Source organism: Janthinobacterium sp. 35 (assembly GCF_002754575.1).
In the GTDB taxonomy this organism is placed as follows: Bacteria; Pseudomonadota; Gammaproteobacteria; order Burkholderiales; family Burkholderiaceae_D; genus Janthinobacterium; species Janthinobacterium tructae.
The window spans coordinates 805,881-830,246 of sequence record NZ_PEFN01000001.1 but is presented as its reverse complement, the minus strand read 5'-3'; the positions used below and the strand labels follow the sequence as shown (position 1 = coordinate 830,246).

The 24,366-nt window shown below is 63.2% G+C and carries 22 protein-coding genes; 10 read left to right on the top strand and 12 right to left on the bottom strand.

Annotation, left to right across the window (positions count from 1 at the left end):
• Nucleotides 1–6: 6 nt before the first annotated feature.
• The gene (pbpC, locus tag CLU93_RS03675) at nt 7–2,097 is read left to right on the top strand and encodes a penicillin-binding protein 1C (protein ID WP_099760042.1); all 2,091 of its coding nucleotides are present in this window, start codon (nt 7–9) and stop codon (nt 2,095–2,097) included.
• Nucleotides 2,098–2,099: 2 nt separating this feature from the next.
• On the opposite strand, the gene CLU93_RS03670 is transcribed toward pbpC, so the two are convergent.
• The 3 genes from CLU93_RS03670 to CLU93_RS03660 form a co-directional block, all read right to left on the bottom strand.
• Entirely contained in the window at nt 2,100–3,722 is a 1,623-nt protein-coding gene (locus CLU93_RS03670; protein WP_180287800.1) for a type VI lipase adapter Tla3 domain-containing protein, read from the bottom strand.
• A 113-nt stretch (nt 3,723–3,835) separates the two neighbouring features.
• A complete protein-coding gene (locus tag CLU93_RS03665) occupies nt 3,836–6,154 on the bottom strand; it encodes a T6SS effector phospholipase Tle3 domain-containing protein (RefSeq protein ID WP_099760040.1) in 2,319 nt (772 codons plus the stop codon).
• 99 nt (nt 6,155–6,253) lie between these two features.
• Complete coding sequence (locus tag CLU93_RS03660) at nt 6,254–6,934, bottom strand: hypothetical protein (RefSeq protein ID WP_133250728.1); 681 nt, start codon at nt 6,932–6,934, stop codon at nt 6,254–6,256.
• Nucleotides 6,935–7,096: 162 nt separating this feature from the next.
• Between CLU93_RS03660 and CLU93_RS03655 the strand changes: the two genes are divergently transcribed.
• Nucleotides 7,097–7,615: a hypothetical protein gene (locus CLU93_RS03655; protein WP_133250729.1), complete on the top strand. Its 519-nt coding sequence runs from the start codon at nt 7,097–7,099 to the stop codon at nt 7,613–7,615.
• Nucleotide 7,616: 1 nt separating this feature from the next.
• Here CLU93_RS03655 and CLU93_RS03650 read toward each other — a convergent pair whose 3' ends face one another.
• From CLU93_RS03650 to CLU93_RS03625, 6 genes are all read right to left on the bottom strand, one after another.
• Entirely contained in the window at nt 7,617–7,913 is a 297-nt protein-coding gene (locus tag CLU93_RS03650) for a hypothetical protein (protein WP_099760037.1), read from the bottom strand.
• A 105-nt stretch (nt 7,914–8,018) separates the two neighbouring features.
• The gene (locus CLU93_RS03645; protein WP_096234587.1) at nt 8,019–9,365 is read right to left on the bottom strand and encodes a sigma-54-dependent transcriptional regulator; all 1,347 of its coding nucleotides are present in this window, start codon (nt 9,363–9,365) and stop codon (nt 8,019–8,021) included.
• Entirely contained in the window at nt 9,365–11,263 is a 1,899-nt protein-coding gene (locus CLU93_RS03640; protein ID WP_099760036.1) for a sensor histidine kinase, read from the bottom strand. The genes CLU93_RS03645 and CLU93_RS03640 overlap by 1 nt, the downstream gene beginning before the upstream one ends.
• Nucleotides 11,264–11,293: 30 nt before the next feature.
• A complete protein-coding gene (locus CLU93_RS03635) occupies nt 11,294–12,085 on the bottom strand; it encodes an ABC transporter ATP-binding protein (RefSeq protein WP_035826298.1) in 792 nt (263 codons plus the stop codon).
• Nucleotides 12,086–12,096: 11 nt separating this feature from the next.
• Nucleotides 12,097–12,906, bottom strand: a complete 810-nt coding sequence (locus CLU93_RS03630) for an ABC transporter permease (protein ID WP_373629728.1) — start codon at nt 12,904–12,906, stop codon at nt 12,097–12,099.
• A gap of 27 nt (nt 12,907–12,933) precedes the next feature.
• Nucleotides 12,934–13,935, bottom strand: a complete 1,002-nt coding sequence (locus CLU93_RS03625; protein ID WP_099760035.1) for an ABC transporter substrate-binding protein — start codon at nt 13,933–13,935, stop codon at nt 12,934–12,936.
• A gap of 159 nt (nt 13,936–14,094) precedes the next feature.
• Between CLU93_RS03625 and CLU93_RS28145 the strand changes: the two genes are divergently transcribed.
• Complete coding sequence (locus CLU93_RS28145) at nt 14,095–14,259, top strand: hypothetical protein (RefSeq protein WP_180287799.1); 165 nt, start codon at nt 14,095–14,097, stop codon at nt 14,257–14,259.
• 60 nt (nt 14,260–14,319) lie between these two features.
• Here the strand turns inward: CLU93_RS28145 and CLU93_RS03620 are convergent, their stop codons facing one another.
• Nucleotides 14,320–14,556 (bottom strand): hypothetical protein, encoded by a 237-nt coding sequence (locus CLU93_RS03620; protein WP_099760034.1) that lies wholly within the window; start codon nt 14,554–14,556, stop codon nt 14,320–14,322.
• Nucleotides 14,557–14,967: 411 nt separating this feature from the next.
• Between CLU93_RS03620 and CLU93_RS03615 the strand changes: the two genes are divergently transcribed.
• Both CLU93_RS03615 and CLU93_RS03610 read left to right on the top strand, forming a co-directional pair.
• A complete protein-coding gene (locus tag CLU93_RS03615; protein ID WP_099760033.1) occupies nt 14,968–15,504 on the top strand; it encodes a winged helix-turn-helix domain-containing protein in 537 nt (178 codons plus the stop codon).
• A gap of 233 nt (nt 15,505–15,737) precedes the next feature.
• Complete coding sequence (locus CLU93_RS03610) at nt 15,738–16,610, top strand: zinc-dependent peptidase (protein ID WP_099764217.1); 873 nt, start codon at nt 15,738–15,740, stop codon at nt 16,608–16,610.
• Nucleotides 16,611–16,619: 9 nt separating this feature from the next.
• On the opposite strand, the gene CLU93_RS03605 is transcribed toward CLU93_RS03610, so the two are convergent.
• Both CLU93_RS03605 and CLU93_RS03600 read right to left on the bottom strand, forming a co-directional pair.
• Nucleotides 16,620–17,309, bottom strand: coding sequence for a LytR/AlgR family response regulator transcription factor (locus tag CLU93_RS03605; protein WP_099760032.1), 690 nt, complete (start codon nt 17,307–17,309; stop codon nt 16,620–16,622).
• Nucleotides 17,306–18,964, bottom strand: coding sequence for a histidine kinase (locus CLU93_RS03600; RefSeq protein WP_099760031.1), 1,659 nt, complete (start codon nt 18,962–18,964; stop codon nt 17,306–17,308). The genes CLU93_RS03605 and CLU93_RS03600 overlap by 4 nt, the downstream gene beginning before the upstream one ends.
• A gap of 164 nt (nt 18,965–19,128) precedes the next feature.
• On the opposite strand from CLU93_RS03600, the gene CLU93_RS03595 reads away from it, so the two are divergent.
• From CLU93_RS03595 to CLU93_RS03575, 5 genes are all read left to right on the top strand, one after another.
• Nucleotides 19,129–21,213 (top strand): serine hydrolase domain-containing protein, encoded by a 2,085-nt coding sequence (locus CLU93_RS03595; RefSeq protein WP_180287798.1) that lies wholly within the window; start codon nt 19,129–19,131, stop codon nt 21,211–21,213.
• 92 nt (nt 21,214–21,305) lie between these two features.
• On the top strand, nt 21,306–22,136 hold the full coding sequence (locus CLU93_RS03590; protein ID WP_099760029.1) for a transporter substrate-binding domain-containing protein: 831 nt from the start codon (nt 21,306–21,308) through the stop codon (nt 22,134–22,136).
• Between the two features lie 20 nt (nt 22,137–22,156).
• A complete protein-coding gene (locus CLU93_RS03585; RefSeq protein WP_099760028.1) occupies nt 22,157–22,834 on the top strand; it encodes an amino acid ABC transporter permease in 678 nt (225 codons plus the stop codon).
• The gene (locus CLU93_RS03580; protein WP_099760027.1) at nt 22,834–23,526 is read left to right on the top strand and encodes an amino acid ABC transporter permease; all 693 of its coding nucleotides are present in this window, start codon (nt 22,834–22,836) and stop codon (nt 23,524–23,526) included. Before CLU93_RS03585 ends, CLU93_RS03580 begins: the two co-directional genes overlap by 1 nt.
• The gene (locus CLU93_RS03575; protein ID WP_099760026.1) at nt 23,523–24,266 is read left to right on the top strand and encodes an amino acid ABC transporter ATP-binding protein; all 744 of its coding nucleotides are present in this window, start codon (nt 23,523–23,525) and stop codon (nt 24,264–24,266) included. The genes CLU93_RS03580 and CLU93_RS03575 overlap by 4 nt, the downstream gene beginning before the upstream one ends.
• The last annotated feature ends 100 nt before the right edge of the window (nt 24,267–24,366 follow it).

The window sequence follows — 24,366 nt, the reverse complement described above, 5'->3', positions numbered from 1 at the left end:
TTACTGATGGGCGGCCTGCTGGCCGGCCCGGTTTTCGCTGAAGCGATATTGACGCCGGCCCAGGTGCAAGCCGCCTACCGCAGTTCGGAAGCGCAGTTGCTGGACCGCAGCGGCGCGCCGCTGCAATCGTTACGCGTGGACATGAAGGTGCGGCGCTTGCCGTGGGTGCCGCTGGCCGATATCTCACCGGCCGTGCAGCAAGCCGTGCTGCTGGCGGAAGACCAGCGCTTCATGCGCCATGGCGGCGTGGATGTGTCCGCGCTGGCCACGGCCGCCTGGGACAATCTGTTTTCGAAAAAGCCCCGGGGCGCCTCGACCATCACCATGCAGCTGGCAGGCCAGCTCGATGCGGACTTGCAGGCATCCGCGGGCGGACGCAGCCTGCGCCAGAAATGGGACCAGATGCGCGCCGCCCAGGCCATCGAAGACAGCTGGAGCAAGGCGCAGATCTTTGAAGCGTATTTGAATCTGGTGTCGTTCCGCGGCGAGCTGCAAGGCATCGCCTCCGCGTCGTACAGCCTGTTCGGCAAGGCGCCGTCGGGCCTGAACCAGACGGATGCCATCATTCTGGCCAGCCTGGTGCGCGCGCCAAATGCGCCGCCGGCCACCGTCACGCGCCGCGCCTGCGCGCTGGCGAAGGAGTGGCGCATGGACAGCAGTTGCCAGCTGATCGGCCAGCGCGTGCAGACGGCCGTGCAGCGCACGGCCCTGTACGCCGACCTCGCGCCGGCGCCGCAAGTGGCGCAGCAGCTGCTCAAGCAATCGGGCGCCTCCGTGCGTAGCACCCTCGACGGTCCGCTGCAGCGTTTCGCGCAGGAAAATCTGCGCCAGCAACTGGCATCCTTGCGCGAGCGCAATGTCAACGATGGCGCCATCGTCGTGCTCGACAACCGCAGCGGAGACATTCTCGCCTATGTCGGCAACGCGGGCGGCAGCCACGTCGATGGCGTGACGGCCTTGCGCCAGGCCGGTTCCACCCTGAAACCATTTTTGTATGAACTGGCCATCGAGCGCCGCCTGATGACGGCCGCCTCCGTCATGGACGACTCGCCGCTCGACGTCGCCACGGCGTCCGGCATGTATGCGCCGCAAAATTACGACCGCAATTTCAAGGGTTACGTCAGCGCCCGCACCAGCCTGGCCAGTTCCCTGAACATTCCCGCCGTGCGCACGGTGCTGCTGACGGGGCAGGACGGCTTCTACAACCGCCTGAAGGACGTGGGCCTGTCCAGCCTGACGGAACCGGCCGAATACTACGGCCCCTCGCTGGCCCTGGGCTCATCCGAAGTGACCCTGCTGGAACTGGCCAACGCCTACCGCGCGCTGGCCAATGGCGGGCTGTACAGCACCGCCAGCCTGCAGCCGGGGCAGGCGGGCAAGGACAGGCGCCGCGTGATGGACGCAGGCGCCGCCTTCATCGTCGGCGACATCCTGGCCGACCGCGCCGCGCGCAGCATGACCTTCGGCTTGCGCAACGAGCTTGGGACGAATTTCTGGAGCGCCGTCAAGACGGGCACCAGCAAGGACATGCGCGACAACTGGTGCATGGGCTACTCGGCGCGCTACACGGTAGGCGTGTGGGTGGGCAACTTCGACGGCAAGCCCATGTGGGACGTGTCGGGCGTGACGGGCGCCGCGCCCGTCTGGCGCGATGTGATGGACTACCTGCACAAGAACGTGCCCAGCCATGCCCCGAAGATACCGCCCGGCGTGCTGCAACAGATGGTGGCGTATCAACCCGCGCTGGAAGCGCCGCGCCGCGAATGGTTTATCGCAGGCACGGAAAGCCCCGTCATCGCCGTGCTGGGCGACACCGTGAAGCCGCCCGCCATCGTGTATCCGGCCGAAGATAGCATCCTCGCCATCGACCCCGACATCCCGCCCGCCCTGCAGCGCGTGTTCTTCCAGGCCCAGGGCAGCCGTGACTTGCGCTGGGTGCTCGACGGCAAGGATATGGGCGCGGCGCTTGACAGCATCAGCTGGCGCCCCGTGCCGGGCAAGCATGCGCTGGCGCTTGTCGATGATGCCGGCAAGACGGTGGCGCAGGTGGCGTTCCAGGTGCGGGGGAACGCCTTGGCGCAGCTTGCCGCGCATTGAGATTAGTTCGATGGATAATTCGCCGGGTCGATGGCCGGCGTCGCGTAATGCCGCAGCACATCGCCGCCGTGCGGGTGTTTTTGCGTACGGCGTTTTTCGTCCGATGGCGGGCTGACCAGCACGATGCTCGCTTCGTCCGGGTTGCGCAGGTTCACCACCGCGCTGACGCCGCCATCGCGGTAGCTGCCCATCACGCCGATGGCCATTTGCACGAACAGGGTGGCCGCACCCGTGTTGCCCAGGCGCTGGTCCGTGTCGATCCACTGCGTCGTATTGCCGCTGTCGAGTTCCGTGCCGCCATCTTCCGCATGTTTCAGCAAGGTCTTGTGCAGCGCCACCAGCTGCGCCTGATTGCCACCCGTCGCCGCGACCAGGCGCGCCGGCGCGGCGGGCCGCTCGGCTTCCGGCAAGCTGCGCAAGGCTTCTTGCCAGCCCGCCTGCAAGGCTTGTTCGCGCTGATCGCGCCGCGTCAGGGGCTTGCCATCCTTGTCGACCATCCTGACGAACGTGGGCCGGTGGATGAAGCCGAAGGTCGGCAGGCGGTCCAGTTGGGCCAGCTGCTCCTTGTTGAAGGGCAGGGGAAACCAGGGCGTGGGTTGCCAGTCTTTCGGTGGCTGATAAGTCTTGTGCTTGAGCCTGTCGACCATGCTGAAGCTGCCCGTGCCGCGAATATCCGAGCGCTGGGCGAATTGCGCTGCGACGGGGAGCCATTCGGCGATTGAGGGCTGACGCTGGGTGAATGCACTCGGGTCTTCTTTTTTGTCTGGATGGGGCACGGCCCGCATCAATTCGTCATATGCCAGATACAGGCGCCGCGCCACACCGTAGGTATTCAAGTCATCGACGCTGTCTTCTGGCGGCGCATCGTCATAGGCAAACTTCCGCACGGCGTCGATGCGATCGCGCCGGGCCAGCACGAACAGAGCGGAGGCGTCGGGCATTTCGGGGATGTAGCGGCCGTCCTTGACCAGTGATGGCGAATCAATGGGCCGGTACAGATCGCGCGTGGGCGTGCTGTCTTCGGAATTGAGCACGATGTACGGTACGTCGGGGTTGGCGTCAAAAAAGGCAAACACGTCTTCCAGGATACGGTCCGGATGCTCGCTGAAGCGGCGCGGGCCGGCAATGAACAGATGCCAGTGCAGACCGGAGGGGGCGGCGCCAGCGGCCAAACCTATTACCGGCGCATCGGGGCGGTCCAGCATGCGTGAATTAAAGATCGGTGGTTCTGCGTTAAACACGGGCACACCAAAATACATGGGGATGTACTTTGCGCCATTTTCCAGCGCATCACCACTGCGCCCCCCCGACATCCCGGATCTTTCCATGGCATCCCATGGATATTTTTCCTTGTCCTGTTCACGGATGCTGGCATAGGCGTTTCCCTTCTGCAGGGCTTCCCACAGCTTGCCCTGACGATACTTGTCCAGGGTGACGCCGAGGCCGATAACCTCGAGCACATATTCCCGCTTGTCCTGTTCGCTGGGCGCCGCCTGCTGCACTTGCGGCTTTGCGATGGGCACAGGCTTGGACGAATGCAGCCAGCGTGCGCCAAGCAATGCGGCCGCCACGATGGGTGGGATCAGCAAGAGCCATTGCAAGTGCTTCCATATTTTGCTGCTCATCGTTGCCTCCAGCAAGAAAGGTGAGTGATTGCTCAGTGCAGCCCAAAGCAGTAGCAGTGCCAGTGCACCAAGGCCAGCACCGAGCGGATACGTCAAGCGCGGAAGCAAGTTTTTCATTTTGGGATGTCATCGCTGGCTTTGTGGACGACTGGCGTGATGACCGATTCGGTGCGTCTGCCCGTTACGGTTTCACACACGACGGTGGAGGGCAAGCCAGCTTGCAGGGCAGGTAACCAGGCCGGTAGCACTCCCGAACTGTAGTACTGGGCATTACCTTCGACAATTTGTCTGTGTTGCGTGGATTCAGATGCCCAATAGATACCAAATTGCGTCAGGAACTCTTCCCATCTGCGAATAGACGGCCGGTGAGGTATCAGTGCATCTCGTTGCAGCCGCCAATCCGCCACCGCACACAAGTACTGGTAAAACTTCGGATCACTGCTCGCCTTCCCGCTGCCGATGGCCACGTCATACGCCGTCACATTGCGGTGGTTTTCCGCATTGCCGATGATGGCGCCGTGGAAGGATTTGGGACTGACCTCGTTCTGCCAGCGCTTGCGCGCCTGGTTTGGGGTTTCCAGTGGATCGATGTACAGCAGGTCACCACCGCGCGGGTAGCGGGCCACGCGTTCCAGCTTGCGCCAGTCTCCCGGTTCTTTGCCCAGATTGAGCGCTTGCTCCACCTGTTTGAGTGCGGACGGACTGAAGGGGCCATAGTTGTACTCCGATTTCCGGTCGTGCAGGGGGCGAGGATCGTCGACGACTTCCCTCGGGAGTTTTCGCACGCCTTTTTTACTGGTAATGGCAATGGCCGCATCGATCGGATCGACTTCTTCGCACGGTCCTTGCTGGTCGCGCGGCAGCTTGGCCTGGGCGGAATCCTTGGGGAATTGCCCAGGGCGGATCTCGCCGCCGTCCAGCACGGCCGCCCTGGGCACGCGCAGCGCTTCGCCATTGATCGTGCGCAAGCCTTCGCGCCGTCCCACTTCCGTGGAAAAGATATTCCATTTGCTGGGTTTGACGGGCGGCCACGGCGCCTCGTCATGGTTGCCGCGATGGCCACGGTTGGCTGCGGCCACGTGGGTATGGTCGTCCTCGCCGTCCAGGCGCAGGGCGAAGTCGTGCGGCGGCAGGCCCACCAGCACCGGCCCTTTGTTCTTGCCAGCCGCATCGAGCCGCTGCTTGTTGGTGAATACGCGCTGGTAGAATCCCGCCCCCAGTTCCGCCAGCGGCTGGCGGCGCTGGAATTCCTTTTCCCAATAGGTGGGGCCGTCACCCCAGATGCTTTTGTCCGTCTTGCCCTTGGTTTTGGACAGGCCATGACCATCGATGTGGTCGGGTATCCCCTGCCAGCCGATGCCCAGCATATTGTCCAGCGCTACCGTCATGTCTTCGGGGCAGAAGTACAGGTAGACCTTGCCCCGGTTGTCGCGGTCCGCTTCCGCGCGCCATGCCGCGCCCGCCATGCCGTGGCAGACGGCGTGATCCTTGATTTGCGTAAAGGCGGGCGTGACATGTTTCTTTTCGACCACGCCTTGCACGATCTGCGCCAAGGTTTGCAGGCGCGCATGCAGGGTCTGGCGGTTGTCGATGGCGTCGTACTGGCTTTCCATTGCCGCATCCCGGCCGCCGCCGAAGATGCGGCTCTTTTCCGCTGCGCCGAAAAACATGGATGTGTCTTCCACCAGGCTGTAGGGCGGATGCGTGAGGATCAAGGTGTCGGCGGGCCGCTTGCCCTCGTCGAGCAGGAAAGCCTGCGCCAGCAGCGAGATCAGACAGCCCTGGCTGTGCGCGACGATGGAGACCACGTCGTTGTTATCGTAGTCGCGGATCATGGCGATGAGCGCGGCCAGGCGCTTGGCGGCCAGCACCATGTACATGCGGCCCGGCGCCGTCATCAGCGGGCGCACGGGGTCGCCGCCCACGTCGTACGGAGAGAATAATCCCTTGTTCCACATGTCCGGCAGGGTGTTGGTGGCGTTGCCGAACGGGCCGCCGTTCTTCGACATGTCCTTGTCGAGGCGATTGCCGTAGCGGTCCGTGTTCTGGCCGTTGACCACTTTGCTGGCGTTGCTGCGTTCGCGAAAGCCCCAGTAAAACGGGATCACGGGGCTGTACGTCGTGTCATCAGGCTGGCGCTTGAAATACACGGCGTCCGGATCGGCGATCACTTCACGCTTGTCGGATTCCTGCGGCATACGGTACGCGGCTGGGGTGAACACGTGGCCGCCGCCGTACATGCGCGCGTCGAGTCCCTGGCATAAACCCTTTTCCACGGCGCCGAAACTGGTGCCCACGTCATTGACTCCATGGATGACGATGATGTTGCCTGGCAGTTCAGGGCGGATGCGCACGATGGCATCCTGCATGCGGCCGCAATGGAGCAGGGCGCTGCTCTTGCCGCTGGTGTAGGGAAGTTTGGGATACGCCATCGCCGCTCCATGCTGACCAGACAGGACAGTGTAGAGGGGCGCAATGGCGGATTAGTTGTGCTTGCGCAAACTTTGCGGGAAAGAATGCGGCCTTCTGCGTTACTGCGCGCTGAGGATATTCGTCAGTGCAATGCGATACGCTGGCTGCACCTCGCCATCCCGGTCCAGCTTGTCCGTCATGATCACGCCGTAACCTTGCGCGTACCACACGTATTCGCCGCTTTTGCCTTTGCTCTTGCCACCGACGTCACGCAGTTCGAACTTGCAGGCGTCGGGGAAGCGGCGCCCGCCCAGTTCCAGGCGTTCCCAGCCGAGGAAGGTGATGGAGAAATCGCGCTTGTCCGTGCGCGTGGAGGTGGTGATCTTGTCGGACAGGCCGGCCAGCGGGTAGTGGGTGCTCGTCTGCGTGTCCGAGAACTGCACGCGCACTTCCTGGCCGGGGCGCATGTTGGCGGGGATGGCCGATTGCGGCGCGTAGACGTTCTTGCTGCGCACGCTGCCGTCTTCGTTGTAATGGACCATGCCGGTCAGGAATACCTGGCCGTCGCGGATGTCCTGGTAGGACGTGGCCAGCAAGACGCCGCCGTCGAGTATCAATTGGATGCCCTTGAGCTTCTTGCCCTCGAAGGTTTCCTCGACGTTGACTTGCGCGTCGCCGTTGTTCTTGCTGAACTTGATGCCCGTCGTCAGCTCCATGCACTCGCCCACCGTGGGCGCCGCCTGTGCACCGGCGGCGGCCAGTACGCCTGCCGCAAGCATCGTTTGCCATGCTGCTTTCATTGCCATCCTTGTTATTTTTTAATGATGCGATGATAGCGTGCGGCTACTGTTCATGAGTGCACGATTGCCTTATGCTTGAGACGCGGGCGGCATCAGGGCCACCTGCGACCGGCATCAGCGGGCCGCGCGTTTCGCGGCATGGATCGTTGCAGGAGTTAGCCCATGACATTACGATTATCGATATTGCTGTCCCTGCTGTGCGGCGCGCTCGTGCTGCCAGCCGCGCAGGCGGAAGATGCGCCGTATGACATGCGCGCCGCTTCGGCGCCTGTGCCAGGCGCGCTGGATCTGGGCTTCATGAATGAGGCGCCCAACCGGAAATTCAAGCGGCGCGTGGACTTGTCCGCCATCACCCGTGCCGACGACCTGGTGGTCGTCAAGGCGGCCATCAATCCTGTCGTGGTTTTTTTTCAGATAACAGGGGCGGTACGCCAGCCTGCGCATGCGATACGGATGGTGACGACCCGCAACGGCGAACTGGCTTTGATCAAGCCGCCGCGTATCGATGACTACAATTATCTTCTTGAGCGCCGCTTATACAACTGGACCGTGCATGACGCACAGACCATCAGCTTGACGGTCGAGTTCGTGGGACTCAGTCATACTCAGCCCCACTATTTCAACACTTATGTCTTTGTCGAACGCTATGGCACCTGGCTGTTCGATCGCCACGTGCTGTAGTTCAGCGCGGCGTCGCTGGTGGCGAGGTGGCCGCTGCGCTGGCGGCCGGGGTGTCCGGCGTGGCCACGGGCTTGCCGCGGCGGCTGCGCTTGTCCGTGCGCGTTTTGCCGGGCTTGGCGTCGTGCACCAGCTTGCCCTTGTTGTCGAGTTTGTCGGACTGGTCTGATTTCTGTCCCGGATCATTCGGATTGTTGGTGTGGTTGCCCGTCTGGTTGACATTCGTCGTCGACTGGGCTTGCACCCAGGCGCCGCCGACGGTCATCAGGGTGGCGGCCAGCAAGAGAGCGGCGGTTTTCATGGCAGTGTCCTGTGCAAGTGTTGATGTGAGCTGGCATTCTCACACAGGAGTCCGCCGGCACGGGTAGGACGGCGCCTCATGGCTGTGTCGGCTACTTGCTACTGATCAACGGAATTGTTCCGTCGAGATATCAAATCGCTTGAGCTTGTCATACAGGGTTTTCTTCGGGATATTCAAGGCAGCCGCCGCCTCGATGACGTTGCCGTTGTGGCGGCGCAAGGCTTCTTCGATGATGGAGATTTCGAAGGTGTCGACTTGCTCGGCCAGCGAGGCTTCGCGGCAGCCGGCCGGACTCAGGGTGTCGTCGAGCAAGCCCAGCACGAAGCGGTCGGCCACATTGTGCAGCTCGCGCACATTGCCGGCCCAGCGCTGCGCCATCAACGACGCGATCAGCTCGCCGCTGACGAGGGCGGCAGGCTGGCCGTAGCGCAAGGCTGCCTGCAGCACGAAAAATTCGAACAGCAGCGGGATATCCTCGCGCCGGTTGCGCAGGGCGGGCAGCGTCAGGCTGGCCACGTTCAGGCGGTAATACAGGTCGGGCCGGAACTTGCCCTGTTCGGCCAGCACGCTCAAGTCTTCCTTGGCGGCGGCGATCACGCGGAAATTGACGGAAATCAATTTGTTCGAGCCGAGGCGCTCGACTTGCCGTTCCTGCAGCACACGCAGCAGTTTCACTTGCAAGGCCAGCGGCATGCTTTCGATTTCATCGAGAAACAGGGTGCCGCCATTCGCGTATTCGATCTTGCCGATGCGCTGGCGCTGCGCACCGGTAAATGCGCCTTCCTCGTGGCCGAACAGTTCCGATTCAAAAATCGACTCGGGCAGGGCGCCGCAATTGATGGCCACGAAAGGGTGGTCGCGCCGCTCGCTGAAGTCGTGCAGGCAGCGCGCGATCAGTTCCTTGCCGGTGCCCGTTTCGCCGAGGATGATGATGTCGGCCGACTTCGGCGCCAGGTTCAGCACCAGCTGGCGCACCTTGGCCATGGCTGCGCTGCGGCCCACGATGCGCGCTTCGATGCCGACCCGCTGTTCGAGCTGGCGGCGCAAGTTCATGTTTTCCAGCACCAGGTGGCGCTTGTCGAGCGCGCGGCGGCACACTTCCACCAGCAGGTCGGCGGAAAACGGTTTTTCGATGAAATCGTAGGCGCCACGGCGCATGGCGCCCACGGCCATCGACACGTCGCCGTGGCCCGTGACGAGGATCACGGGCAGGCTGGCATCCTGCGCCACGGCGATATCGAGCAGTTTCAAGCCATCCATGCCGGGCAGCTTGATATCGCTCAATAAAATGCCGGCAAATTCGGGCACCAGCCAGGGCAGCGCTTCCTCGGCCGTGGCGACGGCCGTCACTTGCAGGCCTGCCAGTTCCAGCGATTGCCGGGCGCCCTTGCGCACGACGGCATCGTCTTCCACCAGCAGCACTTGCATGCCTTCAAAATTATTCTCGTGCATCAGATGTTTCCTTCGTCTCTATCCCCCGGGTCGCAGCTCAGGGTGATGGTAAATTGTGCGCCGCCCCCTTCTTGCGCGCTGCGGTTGCGCACGGCCAGTGCGCTGCCGGCCGCGCGCAGTATGCCTGCGCTGATCGACAATCCCAAGCCCAGCCCGTGTTCCTTGGTGGTATAGAAGGGATCGAAGATCTTGTCGAGCGAGGCCAGCGGGATGCCGGGGCCATTATCGGTGATATGCAGCATGGCAAGGCTACCTTCGCGGCGCACCTGGAACCATATCTGCACGGGCTCGCTTTCCGGCACGGCATCCATGGCGTTGGTGATCAGATTGGTAAACACCTGTTCCAGGCCGATGGCGTTGCACAGCACGATGATATCGTCCTCGGGCCAGCTTTCATGCAGGGTCAGGCGTTGCGAATGCTTACGCGTGCGGATTTGCAGCATGGTTTGCGCAAACGCCTGGCGCACGCTGACGGGTTTGCGCGCATCGTCGCTGCGCCGCGCAAAGCCTTTCAGTTGCGAGGTGACATAGCCGAGACGCTTGACGAGGTCGGAAATGGTCGACAGGTTGTCGAGCGCATCGTCGATGCGCCCGCGTGCCAGGAATACCTTGGCATTGTCGGAAAACGTCTGCAGGGCGGCCAGCGGCTGGTTCAGCTCGTGCGTGACGCCGGCCGCCATCTGGCCGATGGCCGCCAGCTTGCCGCTTTGCACCAGTTCCGCCTGGGCATAGCGCAAGGTTTGCTCGGCCCGCTCGCGCTCGGCCACTTCCGCCTGCAGCCGGCCATTTGCGTGCACCAGGTCGGCCGTGCGCTGCTCGACCTTGATTTCCAGCTGTTCATAGGCGCGCGCCAGGGTTTGTTGCGCATTGAGTTTGTCGGCGATGCGGCGCCGGCGCTGGCGCGCATACATCAGGGCCAGCAGCAGCAAGGCCCAGCCCAGCGCGGCGGCCATGGCCGCGTTGCGCGCCGCCTCGTTGACCTGGTCGAGTTCGGCCAGCACGGTGATTTGCCATTGCAGCGGGCCCAAGGCGCGGTTCACGGCCAGATAGTCCGCCTTGTCGGCGCTGCCGGACAGGGCCGGCATGTCGCCCGACTGCTGGCGCTCCAGGGTCATGACGCTGGCGCCGTCGGCGAACTGGCGCAGCACCTTGTGCGGCAAAATGGGCAGGTTTTCCTGCAGGAACTGGCGCTGCGCGCTGATATCGTTCTTCGCGGCCGGCGACAGGGGTGCCAGGGTCTTGAACTTGAAGGCGGGTGTGGTGGCCAGGATGATCACGCCATTCGCATCCTTGACCCAGATCTGTTCGCCCGCACCAGGCGTGCGCCACGATTGCTCGATCCAGTCCAGGTTGACCTTGGCGGCGACGATGCCGATGATGCATCCGTCGCGCTGCACGGGCTGGGAAATGAAATAGCCGGCCTCGAAGGTGGAGAAGCCGATGCCGTAGAAGCGGCCGATGCCGCCCGCAATCGCGTTCTTGAAATAGGGGCGGAAGCCGTAGTTGACGCCCACGTAGGAGCTGCGGTCTTGCCAGTTGCTCGATGCCAGGGTCGTGCCCTTGTCGTCGAGCACGTAGACGGCAAAGGCGCCTGCACGGCGGTTCATGTCGACCAGGTAGGCGTTGATCTGCGTGACTCTGTCGGCGCCGGGCTGTTCCAGCAATTGCGCCACGGCATCGCTCTGGGCCACGGCCAGGGGCAGGAATTCGTATTTATTCAGGGCGCCGCCGATGGACGCCGCATACAGTTCCGCGCGCGAGTCTAGCGTGCGGTGCAATTCATCGAGCTGGCGCTGCTTGACCCAGGCATACGACGCCCACGTCAGCACGGCCAGCGAACCCACGGCCAGCAGGGGGGCGAATAGCCTTGGGGTCTGACCCGGCGGGTCAGACCCCAAATAAGTTTGCAGTCGCTTAATCAAGCGCCCTCAATCGGCGGTACTGGCCATCGTTTCCGCATTGTGATGGCGCTGCTGCTCTTCCATCACCATCTCGCCCAGCATGCGTTTCAAGCGGTTGAACTCGGGGTCGCTCGGGTCGCGCGGGCGGGGCAGGTCGATGGCCACGTCGCGCTTGATGGTGCCGGGACGGTAGGTCATGACGATGGTGCGGTCGGCCAGGTAGATCGATTCCTCGATCGAGTGCGTCACAAAAACGATGGTGGTGCCGAAGACTTTCCAGATTTTTAGCAATTCATCTTGCAGGTTGCGCCGCGTCAAGGCATCGAGCGCGCCGAACGGTTCATCCATCAGCATGATGGGCGAATCGAGGGCCAGCACGCGGGCAATCGCCACGCGCTGGCGCATGCCGCCCGACAAGTCTTTCGGGTAGCGGGCACGGAATTCCGTCAAGCCCAGCATGCTCAGAAGCATGTCGACGCGTTCCTTGATTTCAGCCGGCGTCTTGCCGGCGATTTCCAGGCCGAAAGCGATATTGCTCTCGATCGACATCCACGGGAACAGCGCGTATTCCTGGAACACCATGCCGCGGTCGGGGCCGGGTTCGGTGATCAGCTTGCCGCCGGCCAGGATCTGGCCGGACGTCGGCTGCGAGAAGCCGGCGATGGCATTGAGCAGGGTCGACTTGCCGCAGCCGGACGGCCCCAGCAGGCAGATGAACTCGCCGCTGGCGATTTCCAGGTTGATGTCTTTCAGGGCGATGACGTCGGCGCCGCCCGTGGTGAAGATTTTATTGACTGCATTGATATTGATCGTGGTCATGGCCGTTCCTCTCAGTGTTCCAGGCCGCGGTGCCACTGCAGCAAATGATTATTCAGTGCATTCATGGCCATATCGATGGCCAGGCCGAACAGGCCGATGGTAAACATGCCGGCGATAATCTTGTCAGACCAGAAGTACTCGCGCGCTTCCAGGATGCGGAAACCGAGGCCGCTGTTGACGGCGATCATTTCGGCCACGATGACGACGATGAAGGCCGTGCCCATGCCGATGCGTGCGCCGGCCAGAATATACGGCGTGGCGGCCGGCAGGATGACGCGGCGGAACATCGTCATCTGGCTGGCGCCCAGGTTGCGCGCGGCGCGGATATAGATGCCGTCGACCTGGCGCACACCGGCGATGGTATTCATCAGCACAGGGAAGAAGGAGCCGATGCTGATCAGGAAGAAGGCGGGCGGGTTGCCCAGGCCGAACCACAAAATCGCCAGCGGAATGTAGGCGATCGGCGGAATCGGGCGCAGCACCTGCACCAGCGGGTCGAACAGTTTATAGATGGTCTTGTTGGTGCCCATCAGCAATCCCAGCGGCAAGGCCAGGCCGGCGCCGATGGCGAAGCCGCCCAGCACGCGCGACAGGCTGGCCCAGGCGTCGTGCGGCAATTCGCCGGAGAACATCCACACCAGGTAATTGCCCGCTTCGGGCGTGTACGCTTGCATGGGGATCAGGTATTCATACCATTTCACCACCACGGCCACGGGCGAGGGCAGGATTTGCGGGTTGATCCAGCCGAACGTGGACAGTGCTTGCCAGAACAGCAGCACGACCACGGGCACGATGGCACCGTGCGCGAAGCGTTTCATCATTTGAATATTCATCGTGACACTTTCAGATTAGCGTGGAGCGTAGGTTTTCTTGGCTTTTTCCAGCAGGTCGAGCTTGACCCAGTCCTTGGCGGCAGGCGGCTTGGCCATGCGGCCCACGCCGAATTTCACCATGTAGTCGGTGGTCAGCTGCACGTGGCTCTGTGTGATGTCTTCCGTGAAGATGGCGTTGTCGATGGCATCGCGGTAATCGTCGGACGTGATCTGGTTCTTGAACATCGATTCGCGCACGTATTTCTCCGCCAGTTTCGGGTCGGCCAAAAACGCCCGGGTGGCGGCGACGAAGCAATCCATGAAGCGCTGGGCCACGGCCGGCTTTTCCTTGTACATCTTTTCCGTCATGACGAGGGCGCGCACGGGCTCGCCCAGCGGCGTGTCATACGGCTTGAGGATGGCCGAACCGTATTTCTTGTGGATCGCCTGCGTGGAGTAGGGCTCGGACTGGCTCATCACGTCGATGTCCTTGGTCAAGAGAGCCTGGTTCAGGTCCGGGTAGCCCATGTACAGGATCTGCACGTCCTTGCCCGGCTTGTCGGACCAGGTCAGCTTGGCCTTGGAGAGTTCGGCAAACAGCAGGATTTCCTGCGGGCCGCCGCGCGTGACGCCGACTTTCTTGCCTTTCAGGTCGGCAATACCCTTGATGTTCAGGTCGGGACGCCCGACGATTTGCACGCCGCCCTTGGCGAAGCCGCCCACCAGGTACACGGGCAAGCCCGTGGCACGGCCCGTGATGGCCGCTTCCAGCGCGCTGGCGGAGACGTCGATTTCGCCGGCGATCATGGCTGGCACGATGTCGAGGCCCTTGGCGAAGATGCGTTCCTCGATTTTCAGGTCGTATTTGGGCGCGATTTCCTTCATGTAGGCAACGGCGCCGTAATGGGCGAATTTCAGGTTGCCCAGGCGGACCAGGTCGGCCGCGTGGACGGCGAGCGGGAATTGCGCGGCCAGTGCGACGGCCACGGCCAGTGCCTTGGTGTTCAGGAAGGACGAGATGCGGAAGGTGCTTGCCATGCTGTTGTCTCCAAAAAGGTAGATGGTTTTTATATTGGGTCAGGCTGCCGCTCTGATGGCGGTTATGAAAATATAAAAGCATCTTCCGTGCCAGTGGAGCGCATTTTGGCGTTTATTGCAAGTGATTGTTTATAAAGGTTTAATTTGATTCTATTGAAAATGGAAAATATCGATATTCCGTCTTTCCGCACGGCGAGGGGAAAGCTTGTGCGGATTGCCGCATTCCTGGCGCGGCGCTTGCGGGACGGCATGCGGGTGAACCTTCACGGCGTGGCCGACTCCAATCGTAAAAAAACGCGTTGCAAACAGGCTGGCAACGCGTAACTCCCCCGTGGAGTAGGGGCGGCGCCACGCGGGCGCCTGATCGATCGCCGGTTGGCGGGGTTATTTCGGCGCCGTGGCGGGCGGCAGTGCCGGTGCGGTGGCTGGGTCGGTCAGCGGCGCGGGCGGCGTCACGTGGCCGGGACCGGCTTCCGGTACGGCAGGCGTGACGGGGGCGGGCATCACCTGCGGGGCGGAAGCGGGGTTCGGTGCCATTTCGGGCAGGGGCGCATCTGCCGGTTTTTTACAGGCGGACAGGGAGACGAGCAAGGCGGCGGCCAACAGGGCAGGTATTTTCATGATGATTCCTTTGCAAGAGTCGAGGTATCGCGAGGCGGCGGCGGGCGCCGCGCGTGAAGCTTGAATTTATGGCAAGAATGCCGATGCTTCTGTTCGCCACTTCACCTTGAGCGCAGAAATGTCACTGCATGTAGATGCTTTGTGGAAATAATTCAGTGAGGAAATATTTTTCACTTTCTTGTTCCTAATGTTCGTTAACGCACAGACCAAGGAAGAGCAGGATGGCATTCTGTGTCCAGACGCTCAGGATTCGTGGTGTTCTGGTATAAAAATTGCCAAGAACTTAACAATCCGGGCTACCGGCAATCGTTTAAAAGGAGTATTCAAATGCATGCAATGACTCAGTCTCACGTGAAGAGCGAATTAAAGGCAGCGCACCAGGAACTTCGTAGCCCCGAAAAAGGCTCGCAAATGGTAGAGCGCGCAGCACCCATCCCCCCGGAGCGCCTGAATCCCATTTCCATGGCACCGATCGAGCGCGTGCGTTCGACGTCGGCCACCCTGCGCCGCATCGAAAACATGCAAAAGCTGATCGGCGAATTGTCGCTGCACGAGATGCTGGCCGATGAAATCGCCTGGTTCCTCAAGTTTTCTCCATCGGGCGCCCGCAAATACATCCGCGACTTGCGCGAAGCGGGCGTGATCGAACTGGCCCGCTACATCGAAGGCACGGCCACCTACCTGGGCAAGGCAGTGTACCAGCTGACGCCAGATCCTGAGCGCGTGCGCGCCTTCCTGGCCGCCATCGTCCAGCCGAAACGCGAAGGCGCGCCACCGCGCAAGGATCGTCCCGGCCTGCGCGAGCAAAGCATGGCAGGCAGCGGCCGCCATTTCCACATCCTGGCCGATGACACACATTACGCCATCCGCGTCAACCGCGGTCCCGTGACGCGCGATCCGCTCGTCGCCGCATTGTTTGGTGCCCCACAGCAAAAATCTGCCGAGTAACACCCGACGGTTTTGTCAGGCGTTGTGACGTAATAGAAGCCGGGTTGCAACCCGGCTTTTGGCGTTCAGGCAGGCCGTTTCACGTAGTCTGATTGAAAAGACTGCAAGCATCCCCATGTGGGCTGGACTGCCCGCTCGTCCCGCTGCGGGTTCATTCGAAGGAGCTTGTCCTTGTCTGCCTACGCCGCCTTGTTATCGTGTCCGCCACTGCCTTGCCCGAAACGGGCCGCCGCATGAATCCGCTGCTGTGGATCGCCCTCGTCACGGCCGCCATCGTCTTGTCGCTGTGGTTTCCCCGCTGGCGCTTGAAGCGGGCCCTGTCCAGGCCCTTGCCGCCTGAAGGCCTGGCCGTGCTGGAAAAAAATATTCCCGTGTATCCGCGCATGCCGGCGCCGCTGCAGGAACAGTTGCGCCGGCTCGTCGTGCAATTCCTGTACCAGAAGAAATTCGTCGGTTGCGGCGGCCTGGAGATCACGGACGAGATGCGCTACACCATCGCCGGCCAGGCTTGTTTGCTGCTGCTGAATCGCCAGACCCAGGTGTATCCGGAGCTCGACACCATCCTCGTGTATCCCACTGAATTCATCGTCACGCGCAATGAAGTGGGGCCGGGCGGTGTGGTCACGCCATCGGCCAATGGTTTATTGGGCGAATCCTGGGGCGATGGCCGCGTGGTGCTGGCCTGGGACCATGTGCAGCGCGGTGCGGCCGACTGGACCGATGGCCACAATGTGGTGCTGCATGAATTCGCCCACCAGCTCGACAGCGAATCGGGCGCCGCGAATGGCGCGCCTTACCTGCCCAGCGTGTCGAGCTACCGCAGCTGGGCCACGGTGCTGTCGCGCGACTTTGACAACCTGCGCCATGACGCCATCTACCAGCAGCACAGCGTGATGGACCATTACGGCGCCACGAATCCCGCCGAATTCTTTGCCGTGGCCACGGAAACCTTTTTTGAGAAGCCCTACCAGATGGCCGAGCACCACGAAGAACTGTATGCGCAATTCTTGCAGTACTACAAGGTCGACCCGCGCGACTGGATGGCGCCGCCTGTCGAGCCCGAGCACATGGCCTCGCCATTTCCCAACTTTGCCCAGCACTGGTAAGCGGGGACGTTAACCCAGCAGCCGCTGTTTCAGCGCGGGATAGCTGCTGCGCGCGACGGGAATGCCCGTGCTGGTCTGCGTGTCGAGCGCGTATTTGCCGCCTGCGGCGATCTGCAGCCGCTTGAAACCGAGGCTGTTGACGATGTAGGAGCGGTGCACGCGCAGGAAGTGGGGCGGCAGCAGGGCCATGAGCTTGTCGATAGGCAAGTCGTGAAAGTACTGTTCGCCGCTGCGCAGCACGATGTTGCTGTAGTGGCCATCGGCTTGCACATGGTCGATATCGGCCAAGGCGATCCATTCCAGCGCGCCCCGTTTCTTGACGGCCAGCGAGGCAGCTTCCGTGTGCCGCCCCGTATAGCGTTGCAGCGCCTTGTGCAGGCGTTCGCGGCTGAACGGCTTGGCAACGAAGTCGAGCACGCCAAACTCGAAGGCCGTGATCGAGCGTTCCGCGTGGGCCGAGACGATGATGGTCTGGAACGGGGCCTTTTGGGCCAGGCGCAGCAGGTCGTAGCCATCGGCGCCGTGCAGATGCAAATCCAGCAGCAGCAAGTCGACTTGCTCCTGCGCCAGGGCGGCCAGCGCTTGCGGGACATTGTCATGCAGCACGAGATTGCTGAGGCGCGCGCCGAAATGCGCACGCACTTCGCGCTCGAGGCCTTGCGCGATCAGCGGTTCATCTTCCAGTATCAACACATTCATGGCGCCACCGGCAAGGTAAAGGTGAGGCGCCAGCCTGCCTGATGCTGTTCGCTGGCATAGTGGGCAGCATCGCCGAACACGGCGTGCAGGCTGGCGCGGATGTACTGTTCCCCCACGCCGCTACCCGCATGCGGGCGCGCTACGCCTTCGGGCAGGAGCAGGGTGAGCACTTGCGTTTGCGCATGTTGTGCGATGCGCAGGATAAAAGCCGCGCCGTGGCGGTAGCGGTTGTGGCTGAACGCATTTTCCAGCGCCGTCAGCAACATGGCGGGCGGCACGGTAATGCCCGCCACCTCGCCATCGAGCTGCAGGCCGCACGGTTGCTGCAGCCGCGTGCCCATGATGCTCAGGTAATTCTGGCACAGGGCCAGTTCCTGCGTCAGGGCAATACTGGGCTGCTGGGCAAACTCGTTGAGCATGCGTAACTCGGCGCCCAGCGCCTCGATGAAGGTTTCGGCCGCCTGCGGCGATTGCGCATTGAGTTCGCTGATCAGGCTCAGGGAATTCATCAGGAAATGCGGTTGCATGCTTTTGCGCAAGAGCTGGTTTTCCAGCTGCTGGGCGCGCGCCGCCTTGCCGCGTTCGCGCAGCAGCTGCGCCAGCAATTGCGCACACAGGGGCAGCAGCAAGAAGCACACGACGAGGGCGAAGCCGCCCTCGGCAAACTGGCTGCCCGTCAGCAGGAACAGGGCGCACGAGGCCAACGCGATCAAGGTGCCGCCGCGGCTGCCCGGCAGGCGGCGCCACACGGCGATCAGGTTCAGCGCCAGGCTCGCTGCCAGGCCCGTCAGAAACATCCACCAGCAGCGCGCGTCGAAATGCGTGGGCAAGGCGCCGGCCAGCGCGATGCACGCCAGCAGTACTGCCGCCGCCAGCGGCCAGCGCGGCAGGCGGTAAGCCGTATAGAAATACAGGGGCAGCAAGGTGGAAAACAGCCAGGTCAGGGCGCAGACGGCGTACAGGCGCGGCATGTGCAAGGGATAGGCATAGCCGGCAAAGCTGCGCCACAGTTCCGCCACCAGCAGCAGCGCCGCCACCAGGCACAGCGTGGCAAACATGGCCCAGTGCCGTTGCCGCTGGTACAGCGCCGTCAAGACGAGGAAGAGCAGGGCGACGGCGCCCAGCGCTCCGGCCAGCAGCAGCGGCGGCAGCCGGTACCAGGCCAGCGCCGCGCGGTAGTCTTGCCGGTCGACCAGGTACAGCGCATAAAAGGGCGACGCCAGGTGCGCCGGCACCTGCTGCGTCGACAGCAGCAGGCGCAGGTGGTGCTTGCCGACGGTCAACTGTTGGGGCGTCAGGTGGATGGCGAAATCGATGTCGCCCGCGCGTTCCCCGCTGGCCTGGCGGGCCGGTTGGCCATTGCTGCCGATCCTGTCGCCATCGAGCCAGAGTTCGCTGGCGGCCAAGGCCGACAGCACCAGCAGTTGCGTCGACGACGGCGTGGCGGCCAGGGTGACCTCGCGTTCCACGCATAGCAACAGGCCTGGCCGCACCAGCTGCTGCAGCGCGGCGGGCGCAGACGGCGTGTTGCCGCAGGTGCGCCAGCCGTCGTCCAGCGATAGCGGATGCATGGCGCAGGCGAAAGAGGGCAAGGCCAGGCAGCAAGCGAGGCAGTACCGCAGCAGGTAGCGGAAGAAGGAGGGCATGGCGGGCATTGTAGCTGCTCATTTGCCAACCCTTTGCAACATTTTCATCGTCTTCGGTGCCGTTCGTGCGTGCTGCGTGCATTTCGTGCACGGCCCGCCAACAGTGTGTAAAAGACACTTACCATGCATCAGCGCCGTGCTGTGCACACGGCCCTCACCATGGAATCATGACTATGCAAAGCAAGACTTGTTTCGCCGGCGCGCTGGCACTGTTGTGCGGCGTGGCGCAGGCCGCCTCCGCTCCCTCATCTGCTCCCTCCGCTGCGCTGGCTGCGCGCCTGATGGAGTTCGACGGCTGGGCGGCCCAGCGCATGGCCACGCAGCGCATCCCGGGCGTCACCGTCGGTTTCAGCCAGGGCGATGTGGAATGGGTAAAAGGTTACGGCTATGCCGACCTGGAAAACCGGGTGCCGGCCACGGCCCGCTCCAGCTACCGGCTGGCGTCCGTCACCAAGCCCATGACGGCGGTGGCCATTTTGCAGCTGGTCGAACAGGGCAAGGTCGACCTGGATGCACCCGTGCAAACCTATGTGCCGTACTTCCCCGTCAAAGCGTTCCCCGTGACGGTGCGCCAGTTGCTGGGCCACCTGGGCGGCATCGACGCCTACCGCGACAGCAAGGTGGAGCAGCATTTCAAGGAGCACAAGGATACGCGCCAGTCCATCGCCGTCTTCGAGCAGTTCGACCTGATCGCCGAACCGGGCACGCGCTTCCGCTACACCAGCTATGGCTACAACTTGCTGGGCGCCGTCATCGAGGGCGCCTCGGGCGAAAGCTATGGCGGCTACATGCGGCGCCACGTATGGGGGCCGCTGGGCATGGACGCTACCGTGCTGGATGATCCGGACGCCGTGATTGCCCACCGCGTGCGCGGCTACCGGCTGGCCGGCAAGGAGTGGAAGAATTCCGAATTCGTCGACATCAGCAGCCGCTTTTCGGCTGGAGGCACGCGCGCCAGCGTGCCCGACATGCTGGCGTTTGGCAGGGGCGTCCATGCAGGCAAGATACTGTCGGCAGCCAGCGTGGCCGCCATGGTGCAGCCGATGGCCACGCGCGCTGGCCGCTTGACGAATTACGGCATGGGCTGGGAAATCTTACCGACGGGTGGGCGCTACGCCATCGCGCACAGCGGCCAGCAGCCGGAAACCGTCACCTATCTGTACAGCTTTCCCTCGCGCAAGCTGACCATTGCCGTCGCCGCCAATCTCGAGCGCGTCAATCCCGAGGCCTTCGTGCAGCGCCTGTTCGAGGTCGTCACGGGCGAGCCGTGGCAGCTCAATACGTATATCGCCGAGGCCGGCGCGCAGCGCGCTTACCAGGTGGCACAAGGCCTGTTCGAGGAGGGCAGGGCGCATGCCGAGCGCACGCATGAGCCGTATGCCGACGCCACCGCCACGCGCGAGGCATTCCTGCAAATCAACCGCCAGGCGCTGGCGCCGGACGCCAAGTCGGCGCGCGCCTTCATCGAGGCGGCCCGCCATCCCGCCGGCGGCCGCGTCTTCCTGGCGGCCGGTGCCAGCATGGCCGAGGCGCTGCGCCAGTCGGGCATCGACCTGGGCACCTATTCACGCGGCGGCGCGCTGGCGTTTGCGCGCGACTATGTCCTGTTGTCGCAAGGCGCAGCGGACGGCACCTTGCCCCGCTTCGATCCCGCCTTCGAGCAAGCCGTCGTGGTCCTGGCCGCCAGCTGGGATCGCACGGCCGCCATCGCCTGGCCGGCCGCGCCCGCGTCCATTCCCGCACTCGATAGCCAGCTGCGTGCGGCCTTCCGCGGCCAGCGCGCCTATCCCGATTTCGTGCCGGAACTGCTGGAGCTGGCGCAAGGGTCGGCCGCGCGCGGCGAGGTGGAGGCGGCGCTGGCGGCCAGCCGCCTGGCCGTGGCGCTGTATCCGCTCAGCGACCGCGCGCATGCGCTGCAAGGATTGACCTTGCTGCGCGCCGGCAAGACCGAACCCGCCGTTGCCGCCCTGCGCCTGGCGCTGGAGCGCGACCCGCTGGGCGCGGCCAGCCCGGCGGCGCTGAACCTGGAAGCGTATCGCCTGAAAGGCAGCGGCGCCGTGGGCCAAGGCATGGCTGTGTTGCAGGCGGCCGTCAGCCTGCATCCGCGCGATGCGAATCTGCAAGACAGCCTGGCCGAGTTTTATGTGGAGCAAGGCTTGCACCCGCAGGCTGTCGCGGCCTATCGGCAGGCGCTGCAGCTCGATCCCCGCTATCCGGGCGCCGTGGCGGCAAAAGCGGCGATCATTCGCCTTAGATGAATTCTTTATAAGCAAGGGTGAAAAGATTCCTTTTTGGAAATAAGGGCGCTGCGGTCTAATGGCGGCATTCATTACGCCACCAGAGGAATCCCATGCAGACCCGTCTTCACTTCGCCGCGCTTCTTTTCACCTCCATCGCCTTCACTCAGGTGGCGCAAGCGGACCAGCTGGCCGCCATCAAGGCGAAAGGCGAGCTGGTCTGCGGCACCCTGGGCACGGACGAGCCGAACAGTTTTATCGACGCCAGGTCGCGCCAGCTGGTCGGCTATGAAGTGGACCTGTGCCGCGCCATCGCCCAGGGCCTCGGCGTCAAAGCGGTCGTGAAACAGCTGGCCGTGGCTGCCCGCATTCCCGAATTGCAGCAGGCGCGCATCGACATCCTGACGGCGTCCTTGACGCACAACAAGGAGCGCGAAGCGCTGATCGATTTTTCCCTGTCCACGTTTTACACGGGCCAGCGCGTGCTGGTCAAAAAAAGCAGCAATATCACGACGGTCGCTGGCCTGGCCGGCAAGAAAGTGCTGACCGTCAAGGGCGGCACGCAGGAACCGAACATCCGCAAGGCCGTGCCCGGCGTGGACGTGGTGACGTTCGAGACGGCGGGCCAGGCGTATCTGGGTTTGCAGCAGGGCAAGGGTGTCGGCTATGTCGACGATGAAGTCTCGCTGCTGAACAACTACGCCAAGCTGGGCGCCGCGCAAAAAGATTACCTTGTGCTGCCGCAAAACATCAGCCAGGAAGTGTTTGCCTTCGGCATCCGCAAGGGCGAGACGGGCGTGAAAACAGCCGTCGACCAGGTGTTGCGGGGACTGGAAAAATCGGGCGAGGCGGAAAAACTGTTTTTCAAATGGTATGGCCCGACGAGCAATGTGAAGTTCCAGAAACGCACATTTAAAATTGAATCGGACAAGATCGACGCCTGAACCTCGCCTGACGCTTCCGCATGTTTGATCTGAACTTTTTGCTGTCCGGCGACTACCGCGACTGGCTGGTCTCCGGCTTGCTGCTGTCCTTGCAACTGATGGGCATTACCTTGCTGTTGTCGCTGCCGCTGGCGTGCGGCGTGGCCATGCTGCGCCTCGCGCCGTCGCGCCTGCTTAATGGCCTGGGCGCCGCGTACGTCGAGCTGATCCGTAACGTGCCCTTGCTGGCCCACTTCCTGTTCTGGTATTTCGGCGCGCCCGAACTGCTGCCCGACTCTTGGAAGGAGCGCTTGTATGCCGGCAATATCGAAGCGGCCAGCGCCATCGCGGCCCTGACCTTATACACGGCCGCCTACATGGCGGAAGACATCCGCAGCGGCATCCGTGCCATTCCCGCCCAGCAATTCGAAGCGGGCCGGGCGCTGGGCTTCAGCTTTCTCTCCACCATGCGCCTGTGCATCGTGCCGCAGGCGCTGCGACTGGCCGCGCCGCCGCTGCTATCGCAAACCCTGAACCTGTGGCAAAACACCAGCATCGCCACCGTCATCGGCGTGGCCGAGCTGATGTACCAGACGCAACGCGTGGAAGCGGCCTCGTTCCGCAGCGTGGAGGCGTTCGTCTTCGCCAGCGCGGCCTACCTGGCCGTTTCGCTGCTGATCGCGGGCCTGGCGGCCTTGCTGCAAAGGAAGGTGTCCTGATGCTGGAACTCATCCACGATTACTGGTTGTATTTTCTTGTGGGACGCTATCCCGAGGGGCCGCTGGGTGGCCTGGCGCTGACGGTATTGCTGGCCAGCCTGGCGCTGGTGCTCAGCTTGCCGCTCGGCTTGCTGCTGGGGCTGGCCCGCCTGAGCCCCTGGCGCCTGCTGCGCTGGCCCGTCGCCGCGCTGATCCACGTGGTGCGGGGCATCCCCTTGCTGCTCGTCATCTTCTGGGCATATTTCTTCCTGCCCAGCATTACGGGCCATGAAAGCGGGCAATTCGGCACCATGCTGGCGGCCCTCGTCATCTTCGACGGCATTTATCTGGCCGAGATCGTGCGTGCCGGTGTGCAAGCCGTGCCCACGGGACAGGTGGAGGCGGCCCGGTCGCTGGGCTTGAACTATCTGGACAGCATGCGCACGGTGGTGCTGCCGCAGGCGCTGCGCCACATGCTGCCATCCTTGGTCAACCAGTTCGTCTCGACCATCAAGGAAACCTCGCTGGGATACATCATCGGCCTGGCGGAGGTGTCGTTCATCGCCTCGCAAGTCAACGGCCTGGTGCTGACCAAGCCCGTGCAAGTGTATTTTTTGTTGGGCATGACGTACTTTGTCTTATGTTTCAGCCTGTCGCGCGCCGCCTTCTGGCTTGAGCGGCGCCAGGCGCGTCTTTTGAAAGCGGCAGCATGATCACCTTTGACAACGTCAACAAATACTATGGCGACTATCACGCCTTGAGCGATATCAATGAACACGTCGCCAAGGGCGAGGTGCTGGTCGTGTGCGGGCCGTCCGGCTCCGGCAAGTCGACCCTGATCCGCACCATCAACCGCCTGGAGGCGATCGCTGCGGGTCGCATCACGGTGGCCGGCCAGGATATTGACGCGCCGGGGCTGGACGTCAACGCCTTGCGCTCGCACATCGGTTTTGTCTTCCAGCAATTCAACCTGTTTCCCCATTTATCGGTGCTGGACAATTGCGCGCTGGCGCCGCAGCGCTTGCGCGGCCTGACCCGGCGCGCAGCCGAGGAGCGGGCGCAGGCCCTGCTGGAACGGGTGGGGCTGGCGCACAAGGCGCGCGCCATGCCGGCGGCTTTGTCGGGCGGCCAGCAGCAGCGCGTGGCGATTGCCCGCGCGCTGGCCATGCAGCCGCCGCTGATGCTGTTCGATGAGCCGACCAGCGCGCTGGACCCGGAAATGGTGGGCGAGGTGCTGCAAGTGATGCGCGACCTGGCGCAGGGCGGCATGACCATGGTGTGCGTGACGCATGAGATGGGTTTCGCGCGCGAGGTGGCGGACCGCGTCTGGTTCATGGACCACGGGCACGTGCTGGAGCGGGCCACGCCCGAGGATTTCTTTGCGCGGCCACAACATGCGCGCGCACAACAATTTCTGTCCGATATACGCAGCCCGTTCGGCGTGTCGGCATGAGTGGGCACAGGAGTGAGCGGCTGTGTGCGTAAGCGAACGGTATTTCGCGGCAGTCAGGCGCACGCTGGAACGGTGGCGCACGGTGCGCCCGCAGCCGACC